The organism is Streptomyces sp. cg36 (assembly GCF_041080675.1).
In the GTDB taxonomy this organism is placed as follows: Bacteria; Actinomycetota; Actinomycetes; order Streptomycetales; family Streptomycetaceae; genus Streptomyces.
In genome coordinates this window covers 5,253,464-5,279,608 of record NZ_CP163520.1, presented here as the reverse complement: position 1 = coordinate 5,279,608, position 26,145 = coordinate 5,253,464, and the positions used below count along the sequence as shown (strand labels likewise).

Sequence of the window (26,145 nt, the reverse complement as noted above, 5' to 3'; positions counted from 1 at the left end):
CCCCGATGCGCCGTGCGGCCCGGCCGTCCGCCAGGATGTCCCGATCGGACAAGCATCTCTAGGGGGAATCCCAGCAATGAGCTACAACCAGCCGGGCCCGTACGGCGGCCAGCCCCAGCAGCCCGGTCCGTACGGCCAGCAGCCGCCGCAGCAGCCGTACGGTCAGCCGTACGGGCAGCAGCCGCCGCAGCCCGGCTACGGCTACCCGGCGCAGCCCCCGCAGGGCGTCCCGCCGCAGCAGGGGTACGGGTACCCGGCCCAGCAGCCCCAGTACGGCCAGCAGCCGCCCTACGGCGCCCCCGTGCCGCCCGCTCCGGCCAAGAAGAAGACGGGCCTGATCGTGACGGCCGCCGTCGTGGCGGTCGCGGTGATCGGCGGCGGGGTGTGGTTCGCGACGAAGGGCGGCGGGGGCGCCGGCAACGGCGACGTGTCCGCGAGCACCAAGGGCTACAAGCTGGTCGCCCCGGCGGAGGTCGGCGAGTACAAGAAGGGCGCCTCGTCCAAGTCCGACAGCTCCTTCACGGACAAGGACAAGAAGGACGCCGCCGAGATGGGGATCAAGGACCCCGCCCAGGAGTCCGGGAACTACAAGGCCGGCGGCGACGCCAGCAACCCGCTGGGCGGGAAGACGCTGATGTTCAAGGGCCTCTACGGCGAGATCAGCGACCCGGCGAAGGCGCTCGACGGGGCGTTCGCGAAGATCCAGAAGGGCAGCGACGAGGACAAGGCGAAGGGTTCTTCGAGCGACAACACCAAGGCCGAGCTGGTGGGCAGCCCCACCGCGGTGAAGCCCGCCGGGTTCTCGGGTGCGCTCATGAAGTGCCAGAACGCCAAGGTCACCGACACCAAGACCGCGAAGTCCTTCGAGATCCCGATCTGCATCTGGTCGGACTACAGCACCCTCGGTGTGGTCGAGGCGGTCGACTTGGCGGCCATCCTCGGCAAGGGCGGCTCGGCGATGCCGACCGACCAGGTCGCCGACCTCGCGGCGAAGCTCTACAACACGGCGCGGGTGAAGAAGTAGCCCGAGGGAGCAGCCCGGGACCCGCGTCCGGGGCGTGCCGCCTTCCGAACGGGTCCACCGGCGACAAGGGCGCCCGGCCAGTCCAACTGGCCGGGCGCCCTTGTGCGTTGCGGGTGCGGCGGGTGCGGGTTACGCGGACTTCTCGTGGCGTCCGTCGTTCTTCACGATCCGCGGCTCGCGCGGGACCAGCGTCGGGTTGACGTTGTTGTGGACGACGTCGGAGGTGATGACGACGCGGGCCACGTCCTTGCGGGACGGGACCTCGTACATCACCGACATCAGGACCTCTTCCATGATGGCGCGCAGTCCGCGCGCGCCGGTGCCGCGCAGGATCGCCTGGTCGGCGATGGCCTCCAGGGCCGGGCGGTCGAAGTCCAGCTCCACGCCGTCGAGTTCGAAGAGGCGCTGGTACTGCTTGACCAGTGCGTTGCGCGGCTCGACGAGGATCTGCAGGAGCGCCTCGCGGTCGAGGTTGTGGACCGAGGTGAGGACGGGCAGCCGGCCGATGAACTCGGGGATCATCCCGAACTTCACCAGGTCCTCCGGCATGACCTCCTGGAACTGGTCGCTCGCCTCGATCTCCCGCTTGGAGCGGATCGTCGCGCCGAAGCCGATGCCCTTGGCGCCCGCCCGCGACTCGATGATCTTCTCCAGGCCCGCGAAGGCACCGCCCACGATGAACAGCACGTTCGTCGTGTCGATCTGGATGAACTCCTGGTGGGGGTGCTTGCGCCCGCCCTGCGGCGGAACGGAGGCCGTGGTGCCCTCCAGGATCTTCAGCAGGGCCTGCTGCACGCCCTCGCCGGAGACGTCGCGCGTGATCGACGGGTTTTCGCTCTTCCGGGCGACCTTGTCGATCTCGTCGATGTAGATGATCCCGGTCTCGGCCTTCTTGACGTCGTAGTCGGCGGCCTGGATCAGCTTGAGCAGGATGTTCTCGACGTCCTCGCCGACGTACCCCGCCTCCGTGAGCGCCGTCGCGTCGGCGATGGCGAACGGGACGTTGAGCATCCGGGCCAGCGTCTGGGCCAGGAGCGTCTTGCCGGAGCCCGTGGGCCCGAGCAGCAGGATGTTGGACTTGGCGAGCTCGATCGCGTCGTCGCGGCCCTGCGCCCCGCCGTTCTCCCCGGCCTGGACGCGCTTGTAGTGGTTGTACACCGCGACCGAGAGGGCCTTCTTGGCGGGCTCCTGGCCCACCACGTAGCTCTCCAGGAACTCGTAGATCTCGCGCGGCTTGGGCAGTTCCTCCCACCGCACCTCGGAGGACTCGGCGAGCTCCTCCTCGATGATCTCGTTGCAGAGATCGATGCACTCGTCGCAGATGTACACACCGGGGCCTGCGATGAGCTTCTTCACCTGCTTCTGGCTCTTCCCGCAGAACGAGCACTTGAGCAGGTCGCCGCCATCACCGATGCGTGCCACGAGGTGCTTCCCCTTCGCCTGGGAGACGCCACGTTCAGCGGCTCCTGGTGCCTCATATCCGACGGTACCTTGCCTGGCCCCCCGTTCGGGCCCCCCTTGGCGCGGTTCACTTTGACGTGCACCGCGCCAAGGGTCCCGGTCGCGTCAGGCTGCCGCGGCCGACGTGGTCTTGCGGGTCGACACGATCTGGTCGACCAGGCCGTACGCCAGGGCGTCGTCGGCGGTGAGGATCTTGTCCCGCTCGATGTCGTCCCGGATCTTCTCGATGGGCGTGGTGGAGTGCTTGGCGAGCATCTCCTCCAGCTGGGTGCGCATGCGCAGGATCTCGTTGGCCGCGATCTCCAGGTCGGAGAGCTGCTCCCGGCCGGTCTGCGAGGACGGCTGGTGGATGAGCACGCGCGCGTTGGGCAGGGCCATGCGCTTGCCCGGGGTGCCGGCGGCCAGCAGGACGGCGGCGGCGGAGGCCGCCTGGCCCATGCAGACCGTCTGGATGTCGGGCTTCACGAACTGCATCGTGTCGTAGATGGCCGTCAGGGCCGTGAACGAGCCGCCCGGGCTGTTGATGTAGATCGAGATGTCGCGGTCCGGGTCCATCGACTCCAGGCACAGCAGCTGCGCCATGACGTCGTTGGCGGAGGCGTCGTCGATCTGGACGCCGAGGAAGATCACGCGCTCCTCGAACAGCTTCGCGTACGGGTCGTACTCGCGCACGCCCTGCGAGGTGCGCTCGACGAAGCGCGGCACGATGTAGCGGTTGTCCACCTGCGGGCCGGTGTAGAGGCCGCTCGCGGAGAAGTTGTTCTGCATGTCGGGGTTCACCATCCTGGTGGCGTTCGGTGGGGCTCGGGGGCTTCGTGGGCCGGGGCCGGGGGCCCGCTCCGCCAGGAGCGGGCGGGGGCTCAGGCCCCGGTGCCGCCGCCGCCCGGAACGAGCGCCGCGTGGGCCATGATCTCGTCGATGAGGCCGTACTCCTTGGCCTCCTCCGCCGTGTACCACCGGTCGCGGTCGCCGTCGCGGATGATCGTCTCGACGGACTGGCCGGAGTGGTGGGCGGTGATCTCCGCCATGCGCGTCTTCGTGCGCAGCAGGTACTCGGCCTGGATCTTGATGTCCGAGGCGGTGCCGCCGATGCCGGCGGAGCCCTGGTGCATCAGGATGTCGGTGTTGGGCAGCGCGAAGCGCTTGCCGGCGGTGCCGCCGGTGAGCAGGAACTGGCCCATCGAGGCCGCCATGCCCATACCGATCGTGACCACGTCGTTCGGGATGTACTGCATGGTGTCGTAGATCGCCATGCCGGCCGTCACCGAGCCGCCGGGGCTGTTGATGTAGAGGTAGATGTCCTTCTCCGGCTCGGCGGCCAGGAGGAGGAGCTGCGCCGTGATCTTGTTGGCGATGTCGTCGTCGACCTGCTGGCCGAGGAAGATGATGCGCTCGTTGAGCAGCCGGTTGTAGACATGGTCGCCGAGGCCACCACCGAGGGACGGCTCGCCGGCGGCATAAGGCATCAGATTCGTCACGTATCCACCTGCTCGTCTCTGACGGCTCCGGCCGTCTCAGCGTCTTCGTTCAGAGGGCGGGGCCTTGGGCCGACTCGTCACCGGCTGACTCCACGCCCCCGTATTCATGGACCCTAACGCGCAGGTAGGACAACGCCATCCCGGTTCCCGAACTGTTCGCTCGGAGCGCAAGGTGGTTGAAGGCCGGGCCCGTACGGAACCGGCCACCGGCCCGCGCGCGCGAGGGGCCCGGCCGGGTACGCGAAGGGGCCCGGACGCTGCTGCGTCACGGGCCCCTCCTTCACGTACGTCGTACGCCTTCAGGCCGAGGCTCAGGCCTCGGTCTTCTCCTCGGCGTCGCCCTCGGCGGCGGCGACGACGGCCTCGGCGGCCTCGTCCTCGTCGTCCTCCAGGTCGACGGCCTCACCGTTGGTGTCGACGACCTTGGCGGCCTCGACGACCACGGCCAGCGCCTTGCCGCGGGCGACCTCGCCGACGAGCATCGGCACCTGGCCGCCCTCGACGACGGCCTGGGCGAACTGGTCGGGGGACATGCCGGAGGAGGCGGCACGGCGCACCAGGTGCTCGGTGAGCTCCTCCTGGTTGACGTTCAGCTTCTCCTTGTTGACGAGCTCGTCGAGGATGAACTGCGTCTTGATGCCCTTGACGGCCGCTTCCTCGGTCTCGGCGTCGAACTCTTCCTGCGTCTTGCCCTGGATCTCCAGGTACTTGGCGAGGTCGAGGCCCATCTGGCCGAGCTGGTGGTGCTCGAGGTTGTGCTTGCGGGTCTGGATCTCGTCCGCGAGGAGCTTCTCGGGGATCGGGACCTCAGTGATCTTCAGCAGCTCGTCGAGGACGCGCTCCTGGGCCTGGGTGGCCTGGTCGAACTGCTTCATGTTCTCCAGGCGCTTGCGGCTGTCGGCCTTGAGCTCGTCGAGGGTGTCGAACTCGGAGGCGAGCTGCGCGAAGTCGTCGTCCAGCTCCGGCAGTTCGCGCGCGGCGACCTGGGTGACCTTGACGGTGACCTCGGCGTCCTTGCCCTCGGCCGAACCGCCCTTGAGCTGCGAGGTGAAGGTGGCCTCGCCACCGGCCTCCAGGCCCTTGACGGCCTCGTCGATGCCGTCGAGCAGCTCGCCGGAACCGATGGTGTACGAGACGCCCTCGGCGACACCGTCCTCCAGGACCTCGCCGTCGACCTTGGCCTCCAGGTCGATGGTGACGACGTCGCCGTCGGTGGCGGCGCGCTCGACCGGGGAGGTCGAGGCGAAGCGCTCGCGCAGGTCCGAGACGGCCTTCTCGACGTCCTCGTCGGAGACCTCGACGGCGTCCACGGTGACCTCGATGCCCGTGTAGTCCGGGATCTCGATGGCCGGGCGGATGTCGACCTCGGCGGTGAAGTTCAGCGTCTCGCCGTCCTTCAGCTCCGTGATGTCGACCTCGGGCTGGCCGAGCGGGTTCAGCTCGGCCTCGTTGACCGCCTCGGTGTAGAACTTCGGGAGGGCGTCGTTGACGGCCTCCTCCAGCACAGCACCACGGCCGAACCGCTGGTCGATGACGCGGGCCGGGATCTTGCCCTTGCGGAAGCCCTTGACCGTGACCTGCTGGTTGATCTTCTTGTACGCCGCGTCGAGGCTGTCCTTGAGCTCCTCGAAGGGCACCTCGACAGTGAGCCGAACCCGGGTCGGGTTCAGGGTCTCCACGGCGCTCTTCACGGTTCGGTCTCCTTGTGGCTGACTTCTGGGGGTTCTACCCGGTGGCCGACGGCCGCGGGCGGATCGGGCCCGGTTCATCGGATTGGTCAGACACACGGGCACGCAGCTTGCATAGTAACCGCAAGCGGGATGCCACCCACAATGTGATCTTGTGCGACGCGGAGCGCGGGGCCCCGGCCCCGGTGCCGGTACGGCGCGGGAACGGTGCTGGTCGGGGTGGCGGGATTTGAACCCACGGCCTTCCGCTCCCAAAGCGGACGCGCTACCAAGCTGCGCCACACCCCGTCGGTGCGACACGTAGGGTACATGCCCGCGGGGAACGCGTCGGCCGCTTTGCGCGGGGCGGGACGCGACGGGACGCGGTGTGCGCGCGCGGGGGGTGACCCGCTACGATGCTCTTCGTGCCGCGGTCCTGGTGACCGGCGGCGCGCCGCACGCGGGCGTAGCTCAATGGTAGAGCCCTAGTCTTCCAAACTAGCTACGCGGGTTCGATTCCCGTCGCCCGCTCCACTGCCCCGGGCCCGGTGACCTGTTCACCGGGCCCGGGGTGTTTTCCGGGCCCGGCGCTCGCGGTCAGAACTTGATCTGGTTGATCGTGTCCGCGAGGGAGTTGAGGAAGCGCTGTATCGACGGCGCCATGCCCGTCGACGCCATGAAGAACCCGAAGAGCGCGGCGACTATGGCCGGGCCGGTCTTGATGGAACCGCTGCGGATCATCACCACCAGGACGATCGCCAACAGCAGCACCGCAGACAGTGAAATGGCCACACTGATCACACCCTCGGTCGGTCCGCCTTGCCGGCCCGGAGCGTGCCGCCGAGCACACCCCGCAGGGTCCATCGTGCCACCAACACCCCTTCAGGTGCTGCCGCGTGACGGATAGCCATCGAAGGGATCACGCCAAACGCGCGTGCGGGTCCGGCAGTCCGAGGAGGGCGCGGACGGTGGCGTATTTGCGGGTGAGGCGCTCCCTGGTCGGCCCGTCCAGGACCGCGAGCCGGGCCGGGTCGGCGTTGTGGGCCAGATCGGCCTCCTTGACCAGCAGCGCACCGGGGGTGGCGAGGATCCTGGCGGTGTACGCCGCCAGGTCCTCGCCGGGCTCCTTGGTGAGCGCCAGGACCATCTCCCGTACGCCGGGGGCGAGTTCGGCCTCCGCGAGCCACCTGGCCGGCAGTGCCGCGTCCTCCACCGAGTCGTGCAGCCAGGCCGCCGCGATCTGGGCCTCGCTGCCGCCCCGCGCGCGGACGCCCTCGGCGACGGCTGCCAGGTGTTCGGCGTAGGGGCGGCCCGCCTTGTCGGTCTGGGCGGCGTGGGCGGCCCGTGCGACGGTCTCGACCTCGGGGAGTGTGAGCATGGGCTCAGCGTAGGGCGGCCCGGGCGGGCAGCGCCGTGGCGGCCAGGCCAAGGCCCAGGACCCCGGCGGCGAACGAGCCGTACAGCAGCGGCGGGATGTAGGGGCCCTCGCCGGTCAGGCCGTTCATCATCGGGACGAGGGTGGCCAGCGCGATCGCCGTGCCGAGCACCAGCCCCGCCGAGGTCACCAGCAGGGCCTCCCAGCGGACCATGCCCATGACCTGGCGGCGGGTGGTGCCGATCAGGCGCAGGGTGGCGAGCTCGCGGCGGCGGTCCAGGACGGTCATGACCAGCGTGTTCGCGGCGGCGATGGCGGCGAAGCCGCCGAGGACGGCCGACATGGTGGTGTTGCCCCAGGCGTTCACCTCGCGCTCGACGCTCTTGGCGGTGGTGTAGCCCGCCGCGTCGGTGACGGTGCCGAGCGGCGCCAGCGCGGCGGCCCGGACGTTCCCCTTGAGGAGGAGTTCGGTGGGGGCGCCGACGGTCGTGGTGTGCGGCGCCAGGTCGCGCTGGGCCAGCGTGACCTCGGCGAGGCCGAGACCCCGGGAGTAGACGGCGGCGAGCTTCAGGGACGCCTTGGCGCCGTCGGGCAGGACCAGCGCGACCCGGTCGCCGACCTGGGCCTTCAGGGCGTCCGCCACGGTCCTGTCGAGGGCGACCGCGCCGGGCACCAGGGCGTCCAGGGAGCCCTCGCGCACCCCCAGGTCCTGGACGCGGGCCAGGTCGGCGCCGGTGCCGGTGAAGCCCTGGGCGGAGGCCGTCTGGAGGCCGCCGGAGAGGAACAGGACCGAGCTGCGGGTCAGGCCCACCGCGGTGGTGACGCCGGGGGTCGCCTTCGCCCGCGCCACCGCGTCGGAGGCCAGGCCGTCGGGGCCGGTGACGACCCGGTCGGCGACCAGGCCCGCCCGCTGCTGCTTCCCGGCGGCGTGGTCCTCGCTGGTGTGCATGAAGACGAGGGTGGAGGAGAACGCCATGGCCAGCACGATCGGGGTGATCGCGGAGGCCAGCCGGCGGGCGTTGGCCCGGGAGTTGGCCGCGGCCAGCGAGGCCGGGGCGCCCGCCGCGCGCAGCGGCAGCCCGAACAGGGCGGCGCAGGCGCGGGCGATCAGCGGGCCGAGCAGGGCGACGGCCAGCATGAAGAGCATGACCACGCCGAGGGCCGCGTTGGCGGAGTCCTCGCCCTTCGTACTGGCGGCCACGCCCGCGCAGACGAAACCGCCGACGAGGGCCGCGAGGCCGAGCGGGGTGCGGATCCAGCCGACGCGCAGCCGCTCCGCGGACGCGTCCCGCAGGGCCTCGCCGGGCTTGGTGCGCGAGGGGCGGCGGGCCGCCAGGTACCCGGACAGGAGCGAGGTGAGCACGGCCGCGCCGACCGCCGCGGCCATCGGGATCCAGGAGACGGCCAGGTCGACGGGGTCCGGGAGCGCGCCCTTGTCGCGCAGCTGCCCGAACCACCAGGTGGCCAGGGCCGTGCCCGGCAGACAGCCGAGCGCGCCGGCGAGCGGGGCGACCAGCAGGGTCTCGGTGGCGATGGTGCGCCGGATCTGGCGCGGGGTCGCGCCGATGGCGCGCAGCAGGGCGTACTCGCGGCGGCGCTGGCCGACCGAGAGGGTGACGGTGCCCGCGGCGGTGAAGACGGCGACCATGGTGGCCACGCCGCCGAAGGAGCCGCCGAGCGCGATCAGCAGCTCCTTGGCGAGGGCCAGGCCGCGGGTCTCGACGGCGCCCCGGCCGTCCCCGGTGTGCACCTTCGCGGCGTCCCCGAGCCGCTCGGCGACCTGGTCGGCGAGGGCACCGGCGCCGACGCCCGGCTTGGCCAGTACGGCGATGGCGTCGGCCCGGCCGGGGTGGCCGGACAGGGCGAGGGCCTGGGTGTCGTCGAACCACACCGTGCCGGGGCTGTCGGTGGTGCCGGACACCGTGAACTGCCGCGCGCCGGACGGGGTGTCGACGGTGACCCGGTCGCCGACGGCATGACCGCTCCCGGTCACCAGCCGGCCGGGGCCGGGCGCGGTGCCGGAGGCGAGCTTCGTACCGGTGAAGGAGGCCGAGCCCCAGCCGTGTGCGGTGGCGGGCGTACTTCCCGTACGTACGGGAAAGGAGACGTCCGCGATCGCCGCGGCGGCGCCGGGGGCCGCGGCGGCGCGGGCGGCGAGGGCGGCGTCGAGCCGTGCCTTGTCGGGCAGCGGCACGGACTCGGTGTCCCGGTCGTCGCCGCTGCCGGTGGTGTGGTGCGCCTGCTGGTCGGCGGCGGCCACCACGGGGACCTGCGCGTACCGCTCGGCGGGGACGGACGCGCGCAGCCCTGACTCCAGGAGGATGCCGCACGCCGAGACGATCGCCGCGGCCATGAACAGGGCGACGAAGGTGCCGACGAACGCGGACGGCTTGAAGCGCAGTGCCGCGCGGGCGAGGCCGTTGGTGCGCATCACGCCGCCATCGGGGCGTGGGCGGCCGTCGGCCGGGCGGTCAGGGTGCGCATCCGGTCCGCGATGCGGGCCGCCGGGGCGCCGCGCAGGGCGTCCACGATCGAGCCGTCCGCGAGGAAGAGGACCTGGTCGGCGTAGGCGGCGGCGCCCGGGTCGTGGGTGACCATGACGACGGTGGCGCCCATGCCGTCCACGGCGGTGCGCAGCAGCGTCAGGACCTCGGCCGCGGTGGTGGTGTCCAGCGCGCCGGTCGGCTCGTCGGCGAAGACGACGTCCGGGCGGGTCACCAGGGCGCGGGCGATCGCCACGCGCTGCTGCTGGCCGCCGGACAGCTCACCGGGGCGGCGCCGCCCCTTGCCCGCGAGGCCCACCTGGCCGAGCAGCTGCTCGGCGCGGCGGTGGTCGGGGCGCTTGCCCGCGAGGCGCATGGGCAGCAGCACGTTCTGCTCGACGGTCAGCGACGGGAGCAGGTTGAACGCCTGGAAGACGAACCCGAGCCGGGCCCGGCGCAGTTCGGTCAGCCGGTTCTCGCTCATCTTGGTGATCTCGGTCCCGCCGAGCCGCACGGAGCCGTCGGTGGGCCGGTCGAGCCCCGCCGCGCACTGCAGGAACGTCGACTTGCCGGAGCCGGAGGGCCCCATCACCGCCGTGAAGCTGCCGCGCGGCAGCTGGAGGTCGATGCCCCGCAGGGCGTGCACGGCCGAGCCGCCGCGCCCGTACTGGCGCCGCACCCCGCGCAGTTCGACGGCCCAGCCGGGGTCGCCCAGTGCGGCCTCGACCGGTGTTGCCCGCCGCTTGGCGCGTCGCAGTGCCATGGTTCTCGACCTCTCGTCGTACGTCCGGTTTCCGATGTACTCGAACGTACGGATCAAGGCCCCTCGCCGACCATGACGGCGGCTGGCGGATCGGGGGTGGGGCTTTCCCCACCGGGCCCCGGGAGTTTCCCCGCCGGCGGGCCGGGGCGCCCGGTCGTACGGGGCTACGCGTCCCGTCGGATCAGCAGCAGGGCGCGGTCGTCGTTGACGTCCTTGGCGACCGCCTCGATGAGGTGCCAGGCCGCTCCCTCGAAGCCGGTGGCGACATAGCGGTCGGCCTCGCCGGTGAGGCGGTCGATGCCCTCCGCGATGTCGCGCTCGGCCGTCTCGACGAGGCCGTCGGTGAAGAGCATCAGGACGTCGCCGGGGCCGAGGGAGCCCTTGACGGGGTGGAACTCGGCCCCGTCGTACACCCCGAGCAGCGGCCCCTCCCCCGACACCTCGCTCCAGCGGCCGGAGCCCGCCTGGAGGTGGAGGGCGGGGAGGTGTCCGGCGGAGAGGAGTTCGTAGTCGCCGGAGTCGAGGTCGAGCACGAGGTGGATGGAGGTGGCGAAGCCCTCGTCCCAGTCCTGGCGCAGCAGATAGCCGTTGGCGGCGGGCAGGAAGCCGTGCGGGGGCAGCGAGCCGAGGAGGCCGCCGAAGGCGCCGGACAGCAGCAGGGCGCGCGAGCCCGCGTCCATGCCCTTGCCGGAGACGTCGGTGAGGACCACTTCGAGGGTGCGTCCGCCGCTGGTGCGGGCGGCCACCACGAAGTCGCCGGAGAACGACTGGCCGCCCGCCGGGCGCAGCGCCATCTCGCGGTGCCAGCCCTTGGGCAGCCGGGGCAGCGAGGACTGGACGCGGATGCGTTCGCGCAGGTCGAAGAGCATGGTGCCGCCGCGCCGCCAGGGCACGCCGACGCGGGCCCGGAACTGGGCGATCAGCAGTCCGAAGAGGCCGCAGGCGGCGACCACCAGGACCGTGCCGGGGGTGACCCGGGCGGGGCCCTCGGTGTAGGGGCCGAGCCGGACGGACTCGACGATGAGGGCGACGGCCGCCGCCGCGTACAGGCCGAGCAGGCTGGCCGGGCGCAGCAGGACGCCGCCCGCCACGATCGGCACGGCCAGCGCTCCGGGGGCGCACCAGACGGGGGCGATCAGGGTGGCGGCGGTGATCGCCGGGACGGTCAGCAGGAGGCCCGCGAGCGCGATCCAGTCGGAGCCGTCGCCCCGGAAGTAGTCGACCCCGGATTTGCGCAGGGCTACCCGTGCCCGGTGCATGGATTTGCGCCACCGGGCACTGAACGAGTCCGCTCCCACACGTCGTGCCATTGCCGGTGACCCTATCCAGCGGATGGCGGCGCGCGCAGGGGGACCCCTGCGCCGGTTCCGCGGCCGGGCGCCGGTGAAGGGCCGGTCACACGGTTTTCCGCGCCCCCGGAGGCCGTGGGGGCGAGGGCGCTAGCGGGGGCCCGGGGGCTGGCAGGCGGGGCACCAGAAGAGGTTGCGGGCGGCCAGGTCGGCCGTGCGGATCTCCGTGCCGCACAGGTGGCACGGCAGCGTCGCGCGCCGGTACACGTACACCTCGCCGCCGTGGTCGTCGACCCGGGGCGGGCGGCCCATGGCCTCGGGGGTGTGCTCGGGCCGGACCGTGTCGATGCGGTTGTTGCGGACGCCCTCGCGCATCAGCGCGGCGAGGTCGGTCCACATCGCGTCCCACTCGGCGCGGCTCAGGTCGCGGCCGGGCCGGTAGGGGTCGACGCCGTGGCGGAACAGGACCTCGGCCCGGTAGACGTTGCCGACGCCCGCGACGACCTTCTGGTCCATCAGCAGCGCGGCGATGGTGGTGCGGCTGCGCGAGATGCGCTGCCAGGCCCGGTCCGGGCCGTCGGCGGGCCGCAGCGGGTCGGGGCCGAGCCGGTCGTGTATCGCCCGCTTCTCGGCGTCGGTGATCAGGGCGCAGGCCGTCGGGCCCCGCAGGTCCGCGTAGCCGCCGGGGCCGGTGAGGCGCAGCCGGACCGTGTCGGTGGGCGGCGGGGGCGTCCCGGTGCCCAGCGCGTACTTGCCGAACAGGCCGAGGTGGACGTGGATCCAGCCGGTGGCCGGGCCGAAGCCCAGGAACAGGTGCTTGCCGTGGGCCTCGGCCACCTCCAGGACCTGGCCGTCGACCAGGGCCGCGCCGTCCGAGAACTTGCCCTGCGGGCTGGCCGCGCGCACGGCACGGCCGCCGAACCACTGCTCGTGGTCGGCGGCCAGCCGGTGGATCGTGTGCCCTTCGGGCATGCCCCGGATCAGTCCTGTCGCGGGTGGTGCGCCGGGATCTCGGGGAGCTTGCCGGTGGTCTCGTACTCGCTGAGCATCTCGATGCGCCGGGTGTGGCGCTCCTCACCCGAGTACGGCGTGGTCAGGAAGATCTCGACGAACTTGGTCGCCTCTTCCTGGGTGTGCATCCGGCCGCCGATGGAGATCACGTTGGCGTTGTTGTGCTCGCGGCCCAGGGCCGCGGTCTGCTCGCTCCAGGCGAGGGCGGCACGGACGCCCTTGACCTTGTTCGCGGCGATCTGCTCGCCGTTGCCGGAGCCGCCGATCACGATGCCCAGCGCGTCCGGGTCCGCGGCCGTCTGCTCGGCGGCGCGCAGGCAGAACGGCGGGTAGTCGTCCTGGGCGTCGTAGATGTGGGGACCGCAGTCGACGGCCTCGTGGCCATGGGCCGTGAGCCAGTCGACCAGGTGGTTCTTGAGTTCGTATCCGGCATGGTCTGAACCGAGGTACACGCGCATGCTCCCGAGTGTGGCATGCGATCGGGCGGGCAGGGTTCATCGGGGTCGGGACCTTCGTCACTGGCCGCCAGGGACCTCGGTCCCCTCATCACGATTCGGAGTCGGGTCTTCCGTACCTGGGAGTACCGGGCTTCAATGCCTGGGTTCGTAACCCGAGCGACCTTTACACCTTTTTAAGGAAGCGTCCATGACCTCGCAAACCTCCCTTGCGAAGGAAGACGGCCGACCGGGCGATCCCGGGAACCCCGAGTCTTCCGGCCTCCAGGCGGGTCTCAAGAACCGCCATCTGTCCATGATCGCCATCGGTGGTGTGATCGGCGCGGGCCTCTTCGTCGGCTCCAGCTCCGGCATCGCCGCCGCCGGTCCCGCCATCCTGCTCTCGTACGCGCTCGTCGGCCTGATGGTCGTCTTCGTGATGCGGATGCTCGGCGAGATGGCCGCCGCCCGGCCCACCTCCGGCTCCTTCTCGGCCTACGCCGACCAGGCGCTCGGCCGCTGGGCCGGCTTCTCCATCGGATGGCTGTACTGGTTCTTCTGGGTCGTGGTGCTCGCCGTCGAGGCGACCGCCGGTGCGAAGATCCTGCACGGCTGGGTCGGGGCGGTCCCGCAGTGGGGCTGGGCGCTGATCGTCATGGTCGTGCTGACCGCCACCAACCTGGTCTCGGTCTCCTCGTACGGCGAGTTCGAGTTCTGGTTCGCCGGGATCAAGGTCGTCGCCATCGGCGCCTTCGTCCTCATCGGCCTGCTGGCCGTCTTCGGCGTCCTGCCGGGCTCGGACAACCCCGGCGACGGGTTCGCGCACCTCACCGACGCGGGCGGATTCATGCCCAAGGGCGCCGGGGCGATCCTCACCGGTGTGCTGATGGTCGTCTTCTCCTTCATGGGCAGCGAGATCGTCACCCTGGCCGCCGGTGAGTCCGAGGACCCGCGCCGCGCGGTCACCAAGGCCACCAACAGCGTGATCTGGCGCATCGCCGTCTTCTACCTCGGCTCCATCCTCGTCGTCCTGACGCTGCTGAAGTGGAACGACCCGGCGATCGTCAAGGACGGCTCCTACGTCGCCGCGCTGAACTCGATCGGCATCCCGCACGCCGGGCAGATCATGAACGTGATCGTGCTGACCGCGGTCCTGTCCTGCCTCAACTCCGGCCTGTACACCGCCTCCCGCATGGCCTTCTCGCTGGGTCAGCGCGGTGACGCGCCGCGCGCCTTCGCCCGCACCAACGCGCGGGGCGTGCCGCAGGCGGCCATCCTCTGCTCGGTCCTCTTCGGGTTCGTCGCGGTCTTCTTCAACTACAAGTGGCCCGACACCGTCTTCGACTTCCTGCTCAACTCCTCCGGCGCGGTCGCGCTGTTCGTGTGGCTGGTCATCTGCTTCACGCAGCTGCGGATGCGCGGGATCATCCTGCGCGAGACGCCGGAGAAGCTGACGGTCAGGATGTGGTTCTTCCCGTATCTGACCTGGGCGACGATCGCGATGATCTCGTTCGTGCTCGTCTACATGCTCACCGACGACGCCGGGCGCAAGCAGGTGCTGCTGTCGCTGCTGGTGGCCGCCCTCGTCGTGGCGATCTCCCTGGTACGGGAGTTCAACCGGCGCTCGGCCACCCGGGTCGAGGTCGTTCAGAGCGGTGTGAAGGACGAGGTCACCGCCGAGTAGGTGCGCAGGGCGTCGGTCTCGGTGGCGGCCAGGTACCAGATGTTGACCTGGTACGACTTGCCGTTCTCGTCGAAGCCCATCTGGCGGGCCTTCCAGGGGTCCCCGTTCTGTGTGAAGTAGTAGTCCCAGACGACGGCCGGGCGGCCGTTGAACGTGGTCCGCTCCAGACGGATCTCGCGATAGCCCGGAACGTCGTGGGAGCCCTGTTCGGCTCCCTGCCACTGGCTCAGGAGATCGCCGCCGCGTACGAGTGCGTACGAGGCGGCGATCTCCTGTTCTCCGTCCGGGGCGTGGTAGTGGATGTTGGACGGGCTCTTGGCGGTGCGCGTCCAGCCCTTGGGGGGCGCCCAGGCGAAGCCGGTCTCGCCGATGGTGCCGGGGGGCGGGGCGCTGGGCGGGCGGGAGGTGCCGGCGACGGTGGGGGCGGTGGCCGTGGCGGCGCCCGCGGAGGACTTGGCGGAGCCGGAGCCGGAGCCCGAGCCGTGGGTGGTGGCGAGGACGACGGCGATCGCCAGGGCGGCGGTGAGGGCCGTCGCGGTGGCGATGAGCGTGCGGGGGCGCCTGCGGCTTCGGCTTCGGGGGTGGGGGGTGCCGTCGGGGCCGGGGCCGGGGCTGCCGCCGGGGGCGAGGCCGGGGCCGGGGGCGGGCCGCGCCCGGGAGGCTCCCCGCCCCGCCCCTTCCCGAAAGTCCTCGGCGGACGGCCGGGTGGGGGTGGAGGGGGTGTTCCCAGGGGGCTCCGCCCCCTGACCCCCGGGCGGGGCCTGCGGCCCCCGCGCCCCGCTCCCGGCCGCCGGGGCGGCGGCGGGCAGCTGGTGCGCCGCGTACGGCCCGAACCCCGCGGACGCCTCGGCGGGGACCGGGTCCACGGGCGGGTCGCCCGGGAGCTCCCGGGGGGCGCCCGGCGGCGTACCCGGCCGGGGTGACGCCTCGGGCGCCGGAGCGGGGGGCGCGGGCGCCTCGGAGAGCGGGCCGGGGGACGCGGGCGCTCCGAAGCCCGGGACGGAGCGCGGGAGCGGGGTGGGCGCCGGGGCCGGGGGCGGTCCGGGTTCCGGGGACGGCGGCTGGGCCCGGCCGGGCTCCGCGGGCGCCGGTGTCCGGGGGATCGCCAGTGTCGGGGGGTGGGGTGGTGGGGTCGGGGGTGTGGCCAGTTGGAGGAGGCTTGTCGTCAGGGCTTCCAGGGGTGGGCGCTGTTCCGGGTCCTTGACCAGGAGCGAGGCCAGTACGGGGGCCAGCGGGCCCGCGTCGGCGGGCAGTTCCGGCTCCTCGTACAGGACCGCGTGCAGCGTCGCCAGCGTCGTCTCGCGGGCGAACGGGGACCGGCCGCCCACCGCCGCGCACAGCGTGGCGCCCAGCGACCAGAGGTCGGAGGCGGGGCCCTGCGGGCGCCCGCCGACGCGTTCGGGCGCCATGTAGTCCGGCGAGCCGACCAGCATCCCCACCACGGTCAGCGCGGTCGCGTCCTGGATCGCGGCGATCCCGAAGTCGGTCAGGACGACCCGGCCGGTCCGCCCGAGCAGGACGTTCCCGGGCTTGATGTCACGGTGCAGCACCCCGACGGCGTGCACCTCGCGCAGCGCCTCGGCGAGACCGAGGCCGATCCGGGCCGCCTCGCGCGGGCTCACCGGGCCGCCCCGGACCAGGGTCTGTTCCAGGGAGCGGCCGTCGACCAGTTCCATCACGATCCACAGCCGGTCCGCCTCCTCCACCACGTCGTAGACGCGCACCACGTTGGGGTGGTCGATTCGGGCCGTGGCGCGCGCCTCCCGCAGGGTGCGCTCGCGGCGGACGAGGCTGTCCTCCACATCGAGGCCGTCCATCCGCATCTCTTTCACGGCGACCTGCCGGTCGAGGATTTCATCGGCCGCCCGCCACACCCGGCCCATTCCACCCTGGCCGATCGTGACATCGAGCCGATAACGTCCGGCCACCAGAAGTCCCCGAATTCCCGGCATTACCGCCCGCCCCCTCAGCACCTGGTGCAACCAGGACAGAAACACGAACTTGCCACCATCACAGCATAATTCCGCGAAATCTTGTGGGACCCTTCTCAGCACTGCTGTCGCCCAACTCGGGTGAGGGGGATGGGAAATGCGTTCGAAAAAACACTGGGGATCCCTGGCAGCCGGTCTCTTCGCCGGACTGCTCATTCTGCCGCTGGGTGCGTCGGCTTTCGCCGACGATCCGACGCCCGGGAGCGACCAGGGCGGTTCGCCCGGCCCCAGCGCCCCCGCCGACGTGAAGATCTCGACCGAACTGCCCAAGGAGATCAAGGTCTCCAATTCCATGGGAACGACCACGCTCACCGCGAAAATCCTCAACAAGGGCACCAAGGACACCGGCCGGATCACCCTTACCGTCCTCGGTCTCGACGGAATGCGGATCACCGGAGTGCCGGGCTGTTCACCGGTTCCGGAGAACAAGCTACCGAAGGGCACGAACACCGGATTCGCCTGTGTCATCGACAATTTGGCAGCCGGTAAAGACAAGTCGTATGCCGTATCCGCCACTTACGATCTGAAGAAGACCGGAAAGATCTGCCTGCCGGTGACCGAGGGCACGGGCGACACGCTCCTGTGGCAGCAGGGGCCGGTCCCGTTCGGCACCACCAGGCCGACGCCCAACGCCCCCGACACCCCGCTGCTGCTCGGCACCGACAACGTGCCCGCGGCCCCGCCCGCCGGCTCCGCCTCCCCGTCGCCGACCGCGCCCGCCTCTCCCGCACCGGCCGCCCCCGGCTCCCCCACCCCGACCCCGCCCGCCCAGCTGCCGAGGACCGGCGTCAACGACGGGGTGCTCCCGCTGCTGGCCGCCGGCTGTCTGCTGCTGTTCGTCGGCTCCACCGGCATCTGGTGGGCCAACTCCCGCCACCACCGCAGGCGCCTGCACTGAGCGGTACGGGCCACGGCATGCGAAAGGGGCCGGACGCGTGCGTCCGGCCCCTTTCCGCGTCCTCGCCGCCGGACTACCTGCGGCCCACGAACTTCCACGCGGCCGGGAGCGCGCCCATCGCCAGCGCCGCCTTGAGCGCGTCACCGAGCAGGAACGGGGTGAGGCCCGCCGCGACCGCCTGGTTCAGGGACATCCCGGTCGAGGCCGCGAGGTAGGGGACGCCGACCGCGTAGACGATCGCCGAGCCCAGCACCATCGTGCCCGCCGTGCGCGCCACCGAGCGGTCGCCGCCGCGCCGGGCGAGCGCGCCCACCACGGTGGAGGCGAGCAGCATGCCCAGCACATAGCCGAAGGAGGCGCCGCCCGCGCCCGAGGTGCCGTTCGCGAACCAGGGCATCCCGGCCATGCCGATCAGCGCGTACAGGCCGAGCGAGAGGAAGCCGCGGCGGGCCCCGAGCGAGGTGCCGACCAGCAGCGCGGCGAAGGTCTGGCCGGTGACGGGGACCGGGGAGCCGGGCACGGGAACCGCGATCTGGGCGGCCACGCCGGTGAGCGCGGCGCCGCCGAGCACCAGGGCGACGTCCCGGGCGCGGGCACCGGGCAGCAGGTCGGCGAGGACCTTCCCGGTGGCGCCGGTACGGGGTGCGGCGGGGGCGGTTGCGGTGCTGGTGGCCATGGGGGAACTCCGCGGTTCGGGGGACGGGAAGCGGTACTCGTGCTGGGGACACCGTGACGTTAGCCGAGGGATTCTCACTCGATCACCATCAGCCGCCCACAAAGCGGCGGTTGGGGCCTTGGTGGGGATCACACAAAGGCCGGACTACTCCCGTCCGCCGGCGTGACCCTCGTCACTGCACCGATGAGGAGTACGTACGGTTTTGCGGATCCGGGCGGGGCTCGGGGAGACTGTAGGTTCCCCATAAACGATCAGTGAGTGATCCGAGAGTTACGAGCGCCATGCACGACGGCAAGACCGCTGCCGGGGCCACCGCCGCCGACACCACCTCGGCCGAGGCCGAGCCCCTCTCCCACGGACTGAAGCAGCGCCATCTGACCATGCTGGGTCTGGGCGGGGTGATCGGCGCCGGGCTCTTCGTGGGTTCGGGCGCGGGCATCGCGGTCGCGGGGCCGGGGATCGTCGTCTCGTATCTGATCGCGGGCGCGCTCGCGATGCTGGTGATGCGGATGCTCGGCGAGATGTCGTCGGCGATGCCGGCGTCCGGGTCGTTCTCGGTCCACGCCGAGCGGGCGCTGGGCCGCTGGGCCGGGTTCAGCGTCGGCTGGCTCTACTGGTTCCTGCTGGTGGTGGTCCTCGCCGTGGAGGCGACGGGCGCGGCCCAGATCGCCAACGGCTGGGTGCCGGGGATGCCGCAGTGGGCGTGGGTGCTGGTCTTCATGGTGGTGTTCACCGCGGCCAACCTGGCGGCCGTGAAGAACTTCGGCGAGTTCGAGTTCTGGTTCGCCACGCTGAAGGTCGGCGCGATCACGCTGTTCCTGGTGCTCGGTCTGCTCGCGGTCTTCGGGGTGCTCCCCGGCACCGACCCGGTGGGGCTGACCCATCTCACCGGGCAGGGCGGCTTCCTGCCGAACGGCTGGGACGGGGTGGTCTCCGGCGTCCTCGCGGTGATCTTCGCGTTCGGCGGTCTGGAGGTCGTCACCATCGCCGCGGCCGAGTCGGACGACCCGGTGCGCGCGGTCGGCCGCGCGGTGCGCAGCGCGGTGTGGCGCATCCTCTTCTTCTACGTGGGCTCGATGCTGGTGATCGTGACCCTGCTGCCGTGGAGTTCGATGCGGCCGGGGCACAGCCCGTACGTGGCCGTGCTCGACTCGATCGGGGTGTCCGGCGCCGGGCAGATCATGAACGTGGTGGTCTTCGTCGCGCTGCTCTCCGCGCTCAACGCCAACCTCTACGGCTCGTCCCGGATGATCTTCTCGCTCGCCGAGCGCGGCGAGGCGCCCAAGGGGCTGCTGAAGACGGCGGGCGGCGGGGTGCCGCGGCGGGCGGTGCTGGCGTCGGTGGCGTTCGGGTTCGTCTCGGTGCTGCTCAATCTGAAGTGGCCCGACTCGGTCTTCCTCTACATGCTCAACGCGGTCGGCGCGGTGCTGCTGTTCGTCTGGAGCCTGATCGCCGTCTCCCAGCTGCGGCTGCGCCGCCGGATCGAGCGCGAGACGCCGGAGAAGCTGACCCTGCGGATGTGGGGCTTCCCCTGGCTGACCTGGGCGGCGCTGGCCGCGATGGCGGCCGTGCTGGTGCTGATGCTCCGGGACGCGGGCACCCGGCCGCAGCTGCTGTGGTCGGCGGGCGCGACGGCGGCGGTCCTGGTGGTCGCCTTCGTACGGGAGCGGCTCGGGCGGCAGACCGATCGTTAGGTCGGGAGTTACGGGCGGGTTTGGCGTGACCCACGAGCGTGGACGTGCCCGTTCCGCGTACGAGATGTGGAGAGCTCTTCACACTGTGTGAGTCGAGTGTCCGGATAGCGGTCGGGTGTTCCCTCTGAGCGGTGTCCCCCACAGACTGTGGCTCCCGCTCCCCGTCTCAGCTACTGAACAGGGTCTGCCCATGTCTCGGACAAACGCGCCCGTGACGACCGACGCGCCGCCGAAGGTCGACTCCCCCCTCACCCACGGCCTCAAGCAGCGCCACCTCTCGATGATCGCGCTCGGCGGCGTCATCGGCGCCGGGCTGTTCGTGGGCTCCGGCGCCGGGATCGCCGCCGCCGGGCCCTCGATCGTCCTCGCCTACGGCATATCCGGCGCGCTCGTCATGCTGGTGATGCGCATGCTGGGCGAGATGTCGGCGGCCAACCCCGCCTCCGGCTCCTTCTCCGTGCACGCCGAGCGGGCCATCGGGCCCTGGGCGGGCTTCACGGCCGGCTGGGCGTTCTGGGTGCTGCTCTGCGTGGCGGTCGGCCTGGAGGGCATCGGCGCCGCCAAGATCATGACCCAGTGGATGCCCGGAACGCCCGAGTGGGCGTGGGTCGCGCTCTTCATGCTGGTGTTCACCGCCACCAACCTCGCGGCCGTGAAGAACTTCGGCGAGTTCGAGTTCTGGTTCGCCGCGCTCAAGGTCGCCGCGATCGCGCTCTTCCTCGTCCTCGGCCTGCTCGCCATCCTCGGCGTGCTGCCCGACACCGACGCCCCCGGCACCTCCAACCTCACCGGCGAGGGCGGCTTCCTGCCCAACGGATCCGAGGGCCTGGTGCTCGGACTGCTCGCCTCCGTCTTCGCGTACGGCGGCCTGGAGACGGTCACCATCGCCGCGGCCGAGTCCGAGAAGCCGGTCCAGGGCGTGGCCCGCGCGGTGCGCACGGCGATGTGGCGCATCGCCGTCTTCTACATCGGCTCGATGGCGGTCATCGTCACGCTGGTGCCCTGGAACGACAAGGAGGTGGTCGCGAAGGGACCGTACGTGGCCGCCCTGGACCACCTCGGCATCGACGGCGCCGGGCAGATCATGAACGTGGTCGTCCTGATCGCCCTGCTCTCCGCGATGAACGCCAACATCTACGGCGCCTCGCGCATGGCGTACTCGCTGGTCGCGCGGGACCAGGGCCCCAAGGCGCTCGGCCGGATCTCCGGCGGGGTGCCGCGCAACGGGGTGCTGTGCTCCTCGGTCTTCGGCTTCGGCTGCGTCCTGCTGAGCTACTGGCGCCCGGACGACGTCTTCCCCTGGCTGCTCAACATGATCGGCGCGGTGATCCTGGTCGTCTGGATCTTCATCGCCGCCTCCCAGCTGCTGCTGCGCCGGCGCACCGAGCGCGAGACGCCGGAGAAGCTGGTGGTGCGGATGTGGCTCTACCCGGGGCTGACCTGGGTGGCGCTGGCGGCGATGGCCGGGATCTTCGTTCTGATGGCCCGTCAGCCCGACACCCGCGACCAGCTGATGGCCACGGGCGCGCTCACCGTGGTGCTGGCCGTCATCGGCTACGTCCGGCAGCGGACGGCGGCCCGCCGGGCGGCCTGACCGCCACGGCCGCCCCTGGCGGAAAAAGCCCGAAAGCCCTGCGTCCGGAGGTCCTAGACCTCCGGACGCAGGGCTTTTTGCTGAGGTGACCCTTAGCTGCACAGGCCAATTCCTGCTGATAGCGTGCACTTGCGTATCAGTTGCAATAAGCAGCCGGAGGGGCTTCGGACATGGCCATTTACACGCTTCCTGAACTTCCGTACGACTACGCCGCGCTCGAACCCGTCATCAGCCCGGAGATCATCGAGCTGCATCACGACAAGCACCACGCGGCGTACGTGAAGGGCGCGAACGACACCCTGGAGCAGCTCGCGGAGGCCCGCGACAAGGACGCCTGGGGCTCGATCAACGGCCTGGAGAAGAACCTCGCGTTCCACCTCTCCGGCCACATCCTGCACTCGATCTACTGGCACAACATGACCGGCGACGGCGGCGGCGAGCCGCTGGAGGCCGACGGCGTGGGCGAGCTGGCGGACGCCATCGCCGAGTCCTTCGGCTCCTTCGCCAAGTTCAAGGCCCAGCTGACCAAGGCGTCGGCGACCACGCAGGGTTCGGGCTGGGGCGTCCTCGCCCACGAGCCGGTCAGCGGCCGTCTCGTGGTCGAGCAGATCTACGACCACCAGGGCAACGTCGGCCAGGGCTCCACCCCGATCCTGGTCTTCGACGCCTGGGAGCACGCCTTCTACCTCCAGTACAAGAACCAGAAGGTGGACTTCATCGAGGCGATGTGGCGGGTGGTCAACTGGCAGGACGTGGCGAAGCGTTACGCCGCCGCCAAGTCCGCCGGCAACGCCCTCCTCCTGGTCCCGTAGGGACCCCCAGACGCCCTGCTCGTGATCGTCTTCTCAACCTTCACCTGCGGGCGGACACACGGACGGCCCCCGCGAGGACGTGACTCGCGGGGGCCGTCCGCACCGGCGGGGCGCACGCGCCCGTACGGCACTGCCACGCGTGCGCCGTCACCGTGCGCCGGTCCCGCACCCATTCGCGCCCGTCCCGCTGTCAGTGCCGGGTGCCATGCTCGACGCCATGAACACTTTCGCGTTCTGGACGCCGGGCGTGGACCCGGGCTGGGAAGACGAGTTCTGTGGCGGGGGGCGGCGGCGAGGCGCTCGCGGGGCGGGTCCTAGTCGAAGATCGGGCCGGACGTGCGGCTGCGCTTGATCTCGTAGAAGCCGGGGGTCGAGGCCACCAGCAGCGTGCCGTCCCAGAGCCGGGCGGCGGCCTCGCCCTTGGGCGCCGGGGTGACGACCGGGCCGAAGAAGGCTATCTGCTCGCCGTCGGCGCCGGGCACCGCGATCACCGGGGTGCCGACGTCCTGGCCGACCTTGTCGATGCCCTCCTTGTGCGAGGCGCGCAGCTGCGCGTCGAACTCGTAGGTCTCCGGGTCGGCGTCCGCGTAGTCGGCGAGCTCGGCGGGCAGCCCGGCCTCCTCCAGGGCGGCGACCAGGACCTCGCGGCCGGAGCCCAGGTCCTGGTTGTGGAAGCGGGTGCCCAGCGCGGTGTACAGCCGGCCCAGCACCTCGGTGCCGAACTTCTCCTGCGCGGCCATGACGACCCGGACCGGCCCCCACGCCTTGGTGCTCAGGAATTCGCGGTAGTTCTCCGGCAGCTCCTCCAGCCGGTCCTCGTTGAGGACGGCGAGGCTCATCAGGTGCCAGCGGACCTCCACGTCGCGCACCTTCTCGACCTCCAGCATCCAGCGGGAGGTCATCCAGGCCCACGGACACAGCGGGTCGAACCAGAAGTCGACGGGGGTCTTCCCGGCCTGGGTCACGGTCTCGGACATGTCTCTCCTCCTGCGGGGACGCCGCTGACGGGTGGCCGTGCGTCCGGTGGATGTGCCTCGGTGCCAACCGGACCGGGGTCCAGCTCATTCCCGCGTGTCCGGCGCCGGGCGGGCATGGCAGGATCGGTGCTGTTCGAACGAGACACGAAGGAGTGCCCGTGCCCGGTGAGAATCTGTCCCGCGACGAGGCCCGTGAGCGGGCCGAGCTGTTGTCCGTCGACGGGTACGACGTCGCCCTCGATCTGCGCTCGGCGGTCGGGGACGCCCCGGACGGGCCGCGTACGTTCCGCTCGGTGACCACGATCAAGTTCCGCTGCGCGCGGCCGGGCGCGGAGTCCTTCGCGGACTTGGTCGCGCCGTCCGTGAACGCGATCACCCTCAACGGCAAGCCGCTCGACCCGGCCGCCGTGTTCGACGGCACCCGGGTGGCGCTGGCCGATCTGGCCGCCGAGAACGTGCTGGTGGTCGACGCGAACTGCGCCTACAGCCGGACCGGCGAGGGCATGCACCGCTTCGTCGACCCCGAGGACGGCGAGGTCTACCTCTACACCCAGTACGAGCCGGCCGACTCCCGGCGGGTCTTCGCCAACTTCGAGCAGCCCGACCTCAAGGCCCGCTACCGCTTCGAGGCGAGCGCGCCCGAGGGCTGGACGGTCTGGTCGAACGGGGAGGGCACCCGGGGCGAGGACGGGGTGTGGCGGTTCGCCGAGACCGAGCCCATCTCCACGTACATCACCTGTGTGGTGGCCGGTCCGTACCACTACGTGACGGACACCTACACCCGCACCCTCGACGACGGCAGCACGCTGGAGATCCCGCTCGGCGCGATGTGCCGCAAGGGCCTGGCCCGGCACTTCGACGCGGACGACGTGTTCCTCGTCACCAAGCAGGGCTTCGACTTCTTCCACGACCAGTTCGACTACCCGTACCCGTTCGGCAAGTACGACCAGGCGTTCGTGCCGGAGTACAACCTCGGGGCGATGGAGAACCCGGGTCTGGTGACCTTCCGCGAGGAGTTCATCTTCCGGGGCAAGGTGACGCGGGCCGCCTACGAGCGGCGCGCCAACGTGATCCTGCACGAGATGGCGCACATGTGGTTCGGCGACCTGGTCACCATGCGGTGGTGGGACGACCTGTGGCTGAAGGAGTCGTTCGCCGACTTCATGGGCAGCTTCTCGCAGGTCGAGGCGACCCGGTTCGACAACGGCTGGATCACCTTCGCCAACGGCCGCAAGTCCTGGGCCTACCGCGCCGACCAGCTGCCCTCCACCCACCCGGTCACGGCCGACATCCGCGACCTGGAGGACGCCAAGCTCAACTTCGACGGCATCACCTACGCCAAGGGCGCCTCCGTCCTCAAGCAGCTGGTGGCGTACGTGGGCCGGGACGCGTTCCTGGAGGGCGCCCGCCGCTACTTCAAGCGCCACGCCTACGGGAACACCCGCCTGGAGGACCTGCTGTCGGTCCTGGAGGAGGTCTCCGGCCGGGACATGGCGTCCTGGTCGCGCTCCTGGCTGCAGACCGCCGGGGTCAACTCGCTCACCCCGCAGGTCACCTATGACGCGGGCGACCGCATCACCGAGCTCGCCATCGCCCAGGAGGCCGTCGAGGCGTACCCGACGCTGCGCCCGCACCGGGTCGCGGTCGGCCTCTACCGCTCCGAGGCGGGCGCCCTGGTGCGCTACGCCCGCGCCGAGGTCGACGTGGACGGGCCGCGCACGGTGGTGGCGGAGCTGGCCGGGGCCGAGCGGCCCGAGCTGGTCCTCGTCAACGACGACGACCTCACCTACTGCAAGATCCGCTTCGACCAGGGCTCGCTGGACACCCTGCGCGCGCACCTGGGCGACATCACCGACCCGCTGGCGCGCGCCCTGTGCTGGTCGGCGCTGTGGAACCTGACGCGGGACGCCCTGATGCCCGCCCGGGACTTCATCGACCTGGTCCTCACCCACTCCGGGCGCGAGAGCGACATCGGCGTGCTCCAGATGCTGCACGCCTGGACCCGCTCCGCGCAGACCCACTACGCGGCGCCCGAGTGGCGCGAGCGCGGCGGGCGGCTGCTCGCCGAGGGCGCGCTGCGCGAGCTGCGGCTGGCCGACCCGGGCAGCGAGCACCAGCTGTCCTGGGCCCGCTTCTTCGCCTCCACGGCCACCACCGACGCCGACTTCCAGCTGCTCGAAGGGCTGCTGGCGGGCACGGCGAAGATCGACGGGCTCGACGTCGACCAGGAGCTGCGCTGGACGTTCCTGGAGCCGCTGGCCGCGCACGGCCTGGCCGACGAGGCCGCGATCGGCGCCGAGCTCGCCCGCGACGACACCGCCTCCGGCAAGCGCCACCAGGTGCGCTGTCTGGCGGCCCGGCCGTCCGCGGCGGTGAAGGCGCAGGCGTGGGCCCAGGTCGTGGAGTCGGACGCGCTCTCCAACGCGCTGGCGGAGGCGACCATCGCCGGATTCGGCCAGGCGTCGCAGCGCGAGCTGTCCGCGCCGTACGCGCCGAAGTACTTCGAGGTGATCGAGCGGGTCTGGGCCGAGCGGTCCATCCAGATCGGCATGGACATCGTGCGCGGGCTCTTCCCGGCCCTCCAGGACAACAGCGCGACCCTCGAAGCCACGGACGAATGGCTCGACGGACACCGGGAGGCGGCCCCGGCGCTGCGCCGCCTGGTGCTCGAAGCCCGTGACGACCTGGCCCGCACCCTGCGCGGCCAGGCGTGCGACGCGGCGGCGGACGCCCGCTGACCCCCGGCGGGGGGCCCGGCGACGGGCCCCCTGTCGGCACTCGAACGCCCGTACTTTAGGACGGGGTTGTCCGGAATTGTCGACGGGCTTGTAACA

21 protein-coding genes and 2 tRNA genes are annotated in these 26,145 nt (G+C 71.5%); 8 read left to right on the top strand and 15 right to left on the bottom strand.

Annotation, left to right across the window (positions count from 1 at the left end; translation table 11 throughout):
• The first annotated feature begins 76 nt into the window (after positions 1-76).
• The gene (locus AB5J87_RS23355; protein ID WP_369379000.1) at positions 77-1,024 is read left to right on the top strand and encodes a hypothetical protein; all 948 of its coding nucleotides are present in this window, start codon (positions 77-79) and stop codon (positions 1,022-1,024) included.
• 129 nt (positions 1,025-1,153) lie between these two features.
• Here the strand turns inward: AB5J87_RS23355 and clpX are convergent, their stop codons facing one another.
• The 5 genes from clpX to AB5J87_RS23330 form a co-directional block, all read right to left on the bottom strand.
• Complete coding sequence (gene clpX / locus AB5J87_RS23350; protein WP_067158960.1) at positions 1,154-2,446, bottom strand: ATP-dependent Clp protease ATP-binding subunit ClpX; 1,293 nt, start codon at positions 2,444-2,446, stop codon at positions 1,154-1,156.
• A gap of 144 nt (positions 2,447-2,590) precedes the next feature.
• Complete coding sequence (locus AB5J87_RS23345; protein WP_369378998.1) at positions 2,591-3,268, bottom strand: ATP-dependent Clp protease proteolytic subunit; 678 nt, start codon at positions 3,266-3,268, stop codon at positions 2,591-2,593.
• Positions 3,269-3,345: 77 nt separating this feature from the next.
• Positions 3,346-3,963 (bottom strand): ATP-dependent Clp protease proteolytic subunit, encoded by a 618-nt coding sequence (locus AB5J87_RS23340; protein WP_369378996.1) that lies wholly within the window; start codon positions 3,961-3,963, stop codon positions 3,346-3,348.
• 311 nt (positions 3,964-4,274) lie between these two features.
• Positions 4,275-5,654: a trigger factor gene (gene tig, locus AB5J87_RS23335; RefSeq protein WP_369378995.1), complete on the bottom strand. Its 1,380-nt coding sequence runs from the start codon at positions 5,652-5,654 to the stop codon at positions 4,275-4,277.
• 208 nt (positions 5,655-5,862) lie between these two features.
• A tRNA-Pro gene (locus AB5J87_RS23330) sits at positions 5,863-5,939 on the bottom strand.
• Positions 5,940-6,090: 151 nt separating this feature from the next.
• Between AB5J87_RS23330 and AB5J87_RS23325 the strand changes: the two genes are divergently transcribed.
• Positions 6,091-6,164: transfer RNA gene (locus tag AB5J87_RS23325), tRNA-Gly, on the top strand.
• Between the two features lie 63 nt (positions 6,165-6,227).
• Here the strand turns inward: AB5J87_RS23325 and AB5J87_RS23320 are convergent.
• The 7 genes from AB5J87_RS23320 to AB5J87_RS23290 all read right to left on the bottom strand — a co-directional run bounded on the left by AB5J87_RS23320 (position 6,228) and on the right by AB5J87_RS23290 (position 13,009).
• On the bottom strand, positions 6,228-6,422 hold the full coding sequence (locus AB5J87_RS23320; RefSeq protein ID WP_369378993.1) for a hypothetical protein: 195 nt from the start codon (positions 6,420-6,422) through the stop codon (positions 6,228-6,230).
• 127 nt (positions 6,423-6,549) lie between these two features.
• Positions 6,550-7,008: an HD domain-containing protein gene (locus AB5J87_RS23315; protein ID WP_369378992.1), complete on the bottom strand. Its 459-nt coding sequence runs from the start codon at positions 7,006-7,008 to the stop codon at positions 6,550-6,552.
• Positions 7,009-7,012: 4 nt separating this feature from the next.
• Positions 7,013-9,436, bottom strand: coding sequence for an ABC transporter permease (locus AB5J87_RS23310; protein ID WP_369378991.1), 2,424 nt, complete (start codon positions 9,434-9,436; stop codon positions 7,013-7,015).
• Entirely contained in the window at positions 9,436-10,251 is an 816-nt protein-coding gene (locus tag AB5J87_RS23305) for an ABC transporter ATP-binding protein (protein ID WP_369378990.1), read from the bottom strand. Before AB5J87_RS23305 ends, AB5J87_RS23310 begins: the two co-directional genes overlap by 1 nt.
• Before the next feature lie 164 nt (positions 10,252-10,415).
• A complete protein-coding gene (locus AB5J87_RS23300) occupies positions 10,416-11,561 on the bottom strand; it encodes a SpoIIE family protein phosphatase (RefSeq protein ID WP_369378988.1) in 1,146 nt (381 codons plus the stop codon).
• A gap of 129 nt (positions 11,562-11,690) precedes the next feature.
• Positions 11,691-12,512 (bottom strand): Fpg/Nei family DNA glycosylase, encoded by an 822-nt coding sequence (locus tag AB5J87_RS23295; protein ID WP_369378987.1) that lies wholly within the window; start codon positions 12,510-12,512, stop codon positions 11,691-11,693.
• A gap of 8 nt (positions 12,513-12,520) precedes the next feature.
• Complete coding sequence (locus AB5J87_RS23290; RefSeq protein ID WP_369378986.1) at positions 12,521-13,009, bottom strand: ribose-5-phosphate isomerase; 489 nt, start codon at positions 13,007-13,009, stop codon at positions 12,521-12,523.
• A gap of 187 nt (positions 13,010-13,196) precedes the next feature.
• Here AB5J87_RS23290 and AB5J87_RS23285 point away from each other — a divergent pair, with 187 nt between their 5' ends.
• Entirely contained in the window at positions 13,197-14,669 is a 1,473-nt protein-coding gene (locus AB5J87_RS23285; protein WP_369378984.1) for an amino acid permease, read from the top strand.
• Here the strand turns inward: AB5J87_RS23285 and AB5J87_RS23280 are convergent.
• Positions 14,633-16,597, bottom strand: coding sequence for a protein kinase (locus tag AB5J87_RS23280; RefSeq protein WP_369378982.1), 1,965 nt, complete (start codon positions 16,595-16,597; stop codon positions 14,633-14,635). The two genes, AB5J87_RS23285 and AB5J87_RS23280, sit on opposite strands and share 37 nt — an antisense overlap.
• A gap of 160 nt (positions 16,598-16,757) precedes the next feature.
• Between AB5J87_RS23280 and AB5J87_RS23275 the strand changes: the two genes are divergently transcribed.
• Entirely contained in the window at positions 16,758-17,558 is an 801-nt protein-coding gene (locus AB5J87_RS23275; RefSeq protein WP_369378981.1) for a hypothetical protein, read from the top strand.
• A 73-nt stretch (positions 17,559-17,631) separates the two neighbouring features.
• Here the strand turns inward: AB5J87_RS23275 and AB5J87_RS23270 are convergent, their stop codons facing one another.
• Positions 17,632-18,234, bottom strand: a complete 603-nt coding sequence (locus AB5J87_RS23270) for a biotin transporter BioY (RefSeq protein WP_369378979.1) — start codon at positions 18,232-18,234, stop codon at positions 17,632-17,634.
• A 281-nt stretch (positions 18,235-18,515) separates the two neighbouring features.
• On the opposite strand from AB5J87_RS23270, the gene AB5J87_RS23265 reads away from it, so the two are divergent.
• The 3 genes from AB5J87_RS23265 (at position 18,516) to AB5J87_RS23255 (ending at position 22,334) form a co-directional block, all read left to right on the top strand.
• On the top strand, positions 18,516-19,928 hold the full coding sequence (locus AB5J87_RS23265; protein ID WP_369383645.1) for an amino acid permease: 1,413 nt from the start codon (positions 18,516-18,518) through the stop codon (positions 19,926-19,928).
• Positions 19,929-20,118: 190 nt separating this feature from the next.
• Positions 20,119-21,522 carry an amino acid permease gene (locus AB5J87_RS23260; RefSeq protein WP_369378978.1) on the top strand — a complete coding sequence of 468 codons (1,404 nt, stop codon included), beginning with the start codon at positions 20,119-20,121 and terminating at the stop codon, positions 21,520-21,522.
• Positions 21,523-21,692: 170 nt separating this feature from the next.
• The gene (locus tag AB5J87_RS23255; RefSeq protein ID WP_369378976.1) at positions 21,693-22,334 is read left to right on the top strand and encodes a superoxide dismutase; all 642 of its coding nucleotides are present in this window, start codon (positions 21,693-21,695) and stop codon (positions 22,332-22,334) included.
• A 314-nt stretch (positions 22,335-22,648) separates the two neighbouring features.
• On the opposite strand, the gene AB5J87_RS23250 is transcribed toward AB5J87_RS23255, so the two are convergent.
• On the bottom strand, positions 22,649-23,311 hold the full coding sequence (locus AB5J87_RS23250) for a DsbA family protein (protein ID WP_369378975.1): 663 nt from the start codon (positions 23,309-23,311) through the stop codon (positions 22,649-22,651).
• A gap of 158 nt (positions 23,312-23,469) precedes the next feature.
• Here AB5J87_RS23250 and pepN point away from each other — a divergent pair, with 158 nt between their 5' ends.
• On the top strand, positions 23,470-26,049 hold the full coding sequence (gene pepN, locus AB5J87_RS23245; protein WP_369378973.1) for an aminopeptidase N: 2,580 nt from the start codon (positions 23,470-23,472) through the stop codon (positions 26,047-26,049).
• Positions 26,050-26,145: the final 96 nt, after the last annotated feature.

Excerpts from the sequence above, each read along its gene's own strand:
- AB5J87_RS23345 (WP_369378998.1), bottom strand. The coding sequence starts at position 3,268 with ATGGTGAACCCCGACATGCAGAACAACTTCTCCGCGAGCGGCCTCTAC.
- AB5J87_RS23290 (WP_369378986.1), bottom strand. The coding sequence starts at position 13,009 with ATGCGCGTGTACCTCGGTTCAGACCATGCCGGATACGAACTCAAGAAC.
- AB5J87_RS23355 (WP_369379000.1), top strand. The coding sequence starts at position 77 with ATGAGCTACAACCAGCCGGGCCCGTACGGCGGCCAGCCCCAGCAGCCC.
- AB5J87_RS23275 (WP_369378981.1), top strand. The coding sequence starts at position 16,758 with ATGCGTTCGAAAAAACACTGGGGATCCCTGGCAGCCGGTCTCTTCGCC.
- AB5J87_RS23250 (WP_369378975.1), bottom strand. The coding sequence starts at position 23,311 with ATGTCCGAGACCGTGACCCAGGCCGGGAAGACCCCCGTCGACTTCTGG.
- AB5J87_RS23305 (WP_369378990.1), bottom strand. The coding sequence starts at position 10,251 with ATGGCACTGCGACGCGCCAAGCGGCGGGCAACACCGGTCGAGGCCGCA.
- AB5J87_RS23265 (WP_369383645.1), top strand. The coding sequence starts at position 18,516 with ATGCACGACGGCAAGACCGCTGCCGGGGCCACCGCCGCCGACACCACC.
- AB5J87_RS23310 (WP_369378991.1), bottom strand. The coding sequence starts at position 9,436 with ATGCGCACCAACGGCCTCGCCCGCGCGGCACTGCGCTTCAAGCCGTCC.
- AB5J87_RS23285 (WP_369378984.1), top strand. The coding sequence starts at position 13,197 with ATGACCTCGCAAACCTCCCTTGCGAAGGAAGACGGCCGACCGGGCGAT.
- AB5J87_RS23260 (WP_369378978.1), top strand. The coding sequence starts at position 20,119 with ATGTCTCGGACAAACGCGCCCGTGACGACCGACGCGCCGCCGAAGGTC.
- AB5J87_RS23315 (WP_369378992.1), bottom strand. The coding sequence starts at position 7,008 with ATGCTCACACTCCCCGAGGTCGAGACCGTCGCACGGGCCGCCCACGCC.
- AB5J87_RS23255 (WP_369378976.1), top strand. The coding sequence starts at position 21,693 with ATGGCCATTTACACGCTTCCTGAACTTCCGTACGACTACGCCGCGCTC.
- AB5J87_RS23295 (WP_369378987.1), bottom strand. The coding sequence starts at position 12,512 with ATGCCCGAAGGGCACACGATCCACCGGCTGGCCGCCGACCACGAGCAG.
- AB5J87_RS23300 (WP_369378988.1), bottom strand. The coding sequence starts at position 11,561 with ATGGCACGACGTGTGGGAGCGGACTCGTTCAGTGCCCGGTGGCGCAAA.
- AB5J87_RS23270 (WP_369378979.1), bottom strand. The coding sequence starts at position 18,234 with ATGGCCACCAGCACCGCAACCGCCCCCGCCGCACCCCGTACCGGCGCC.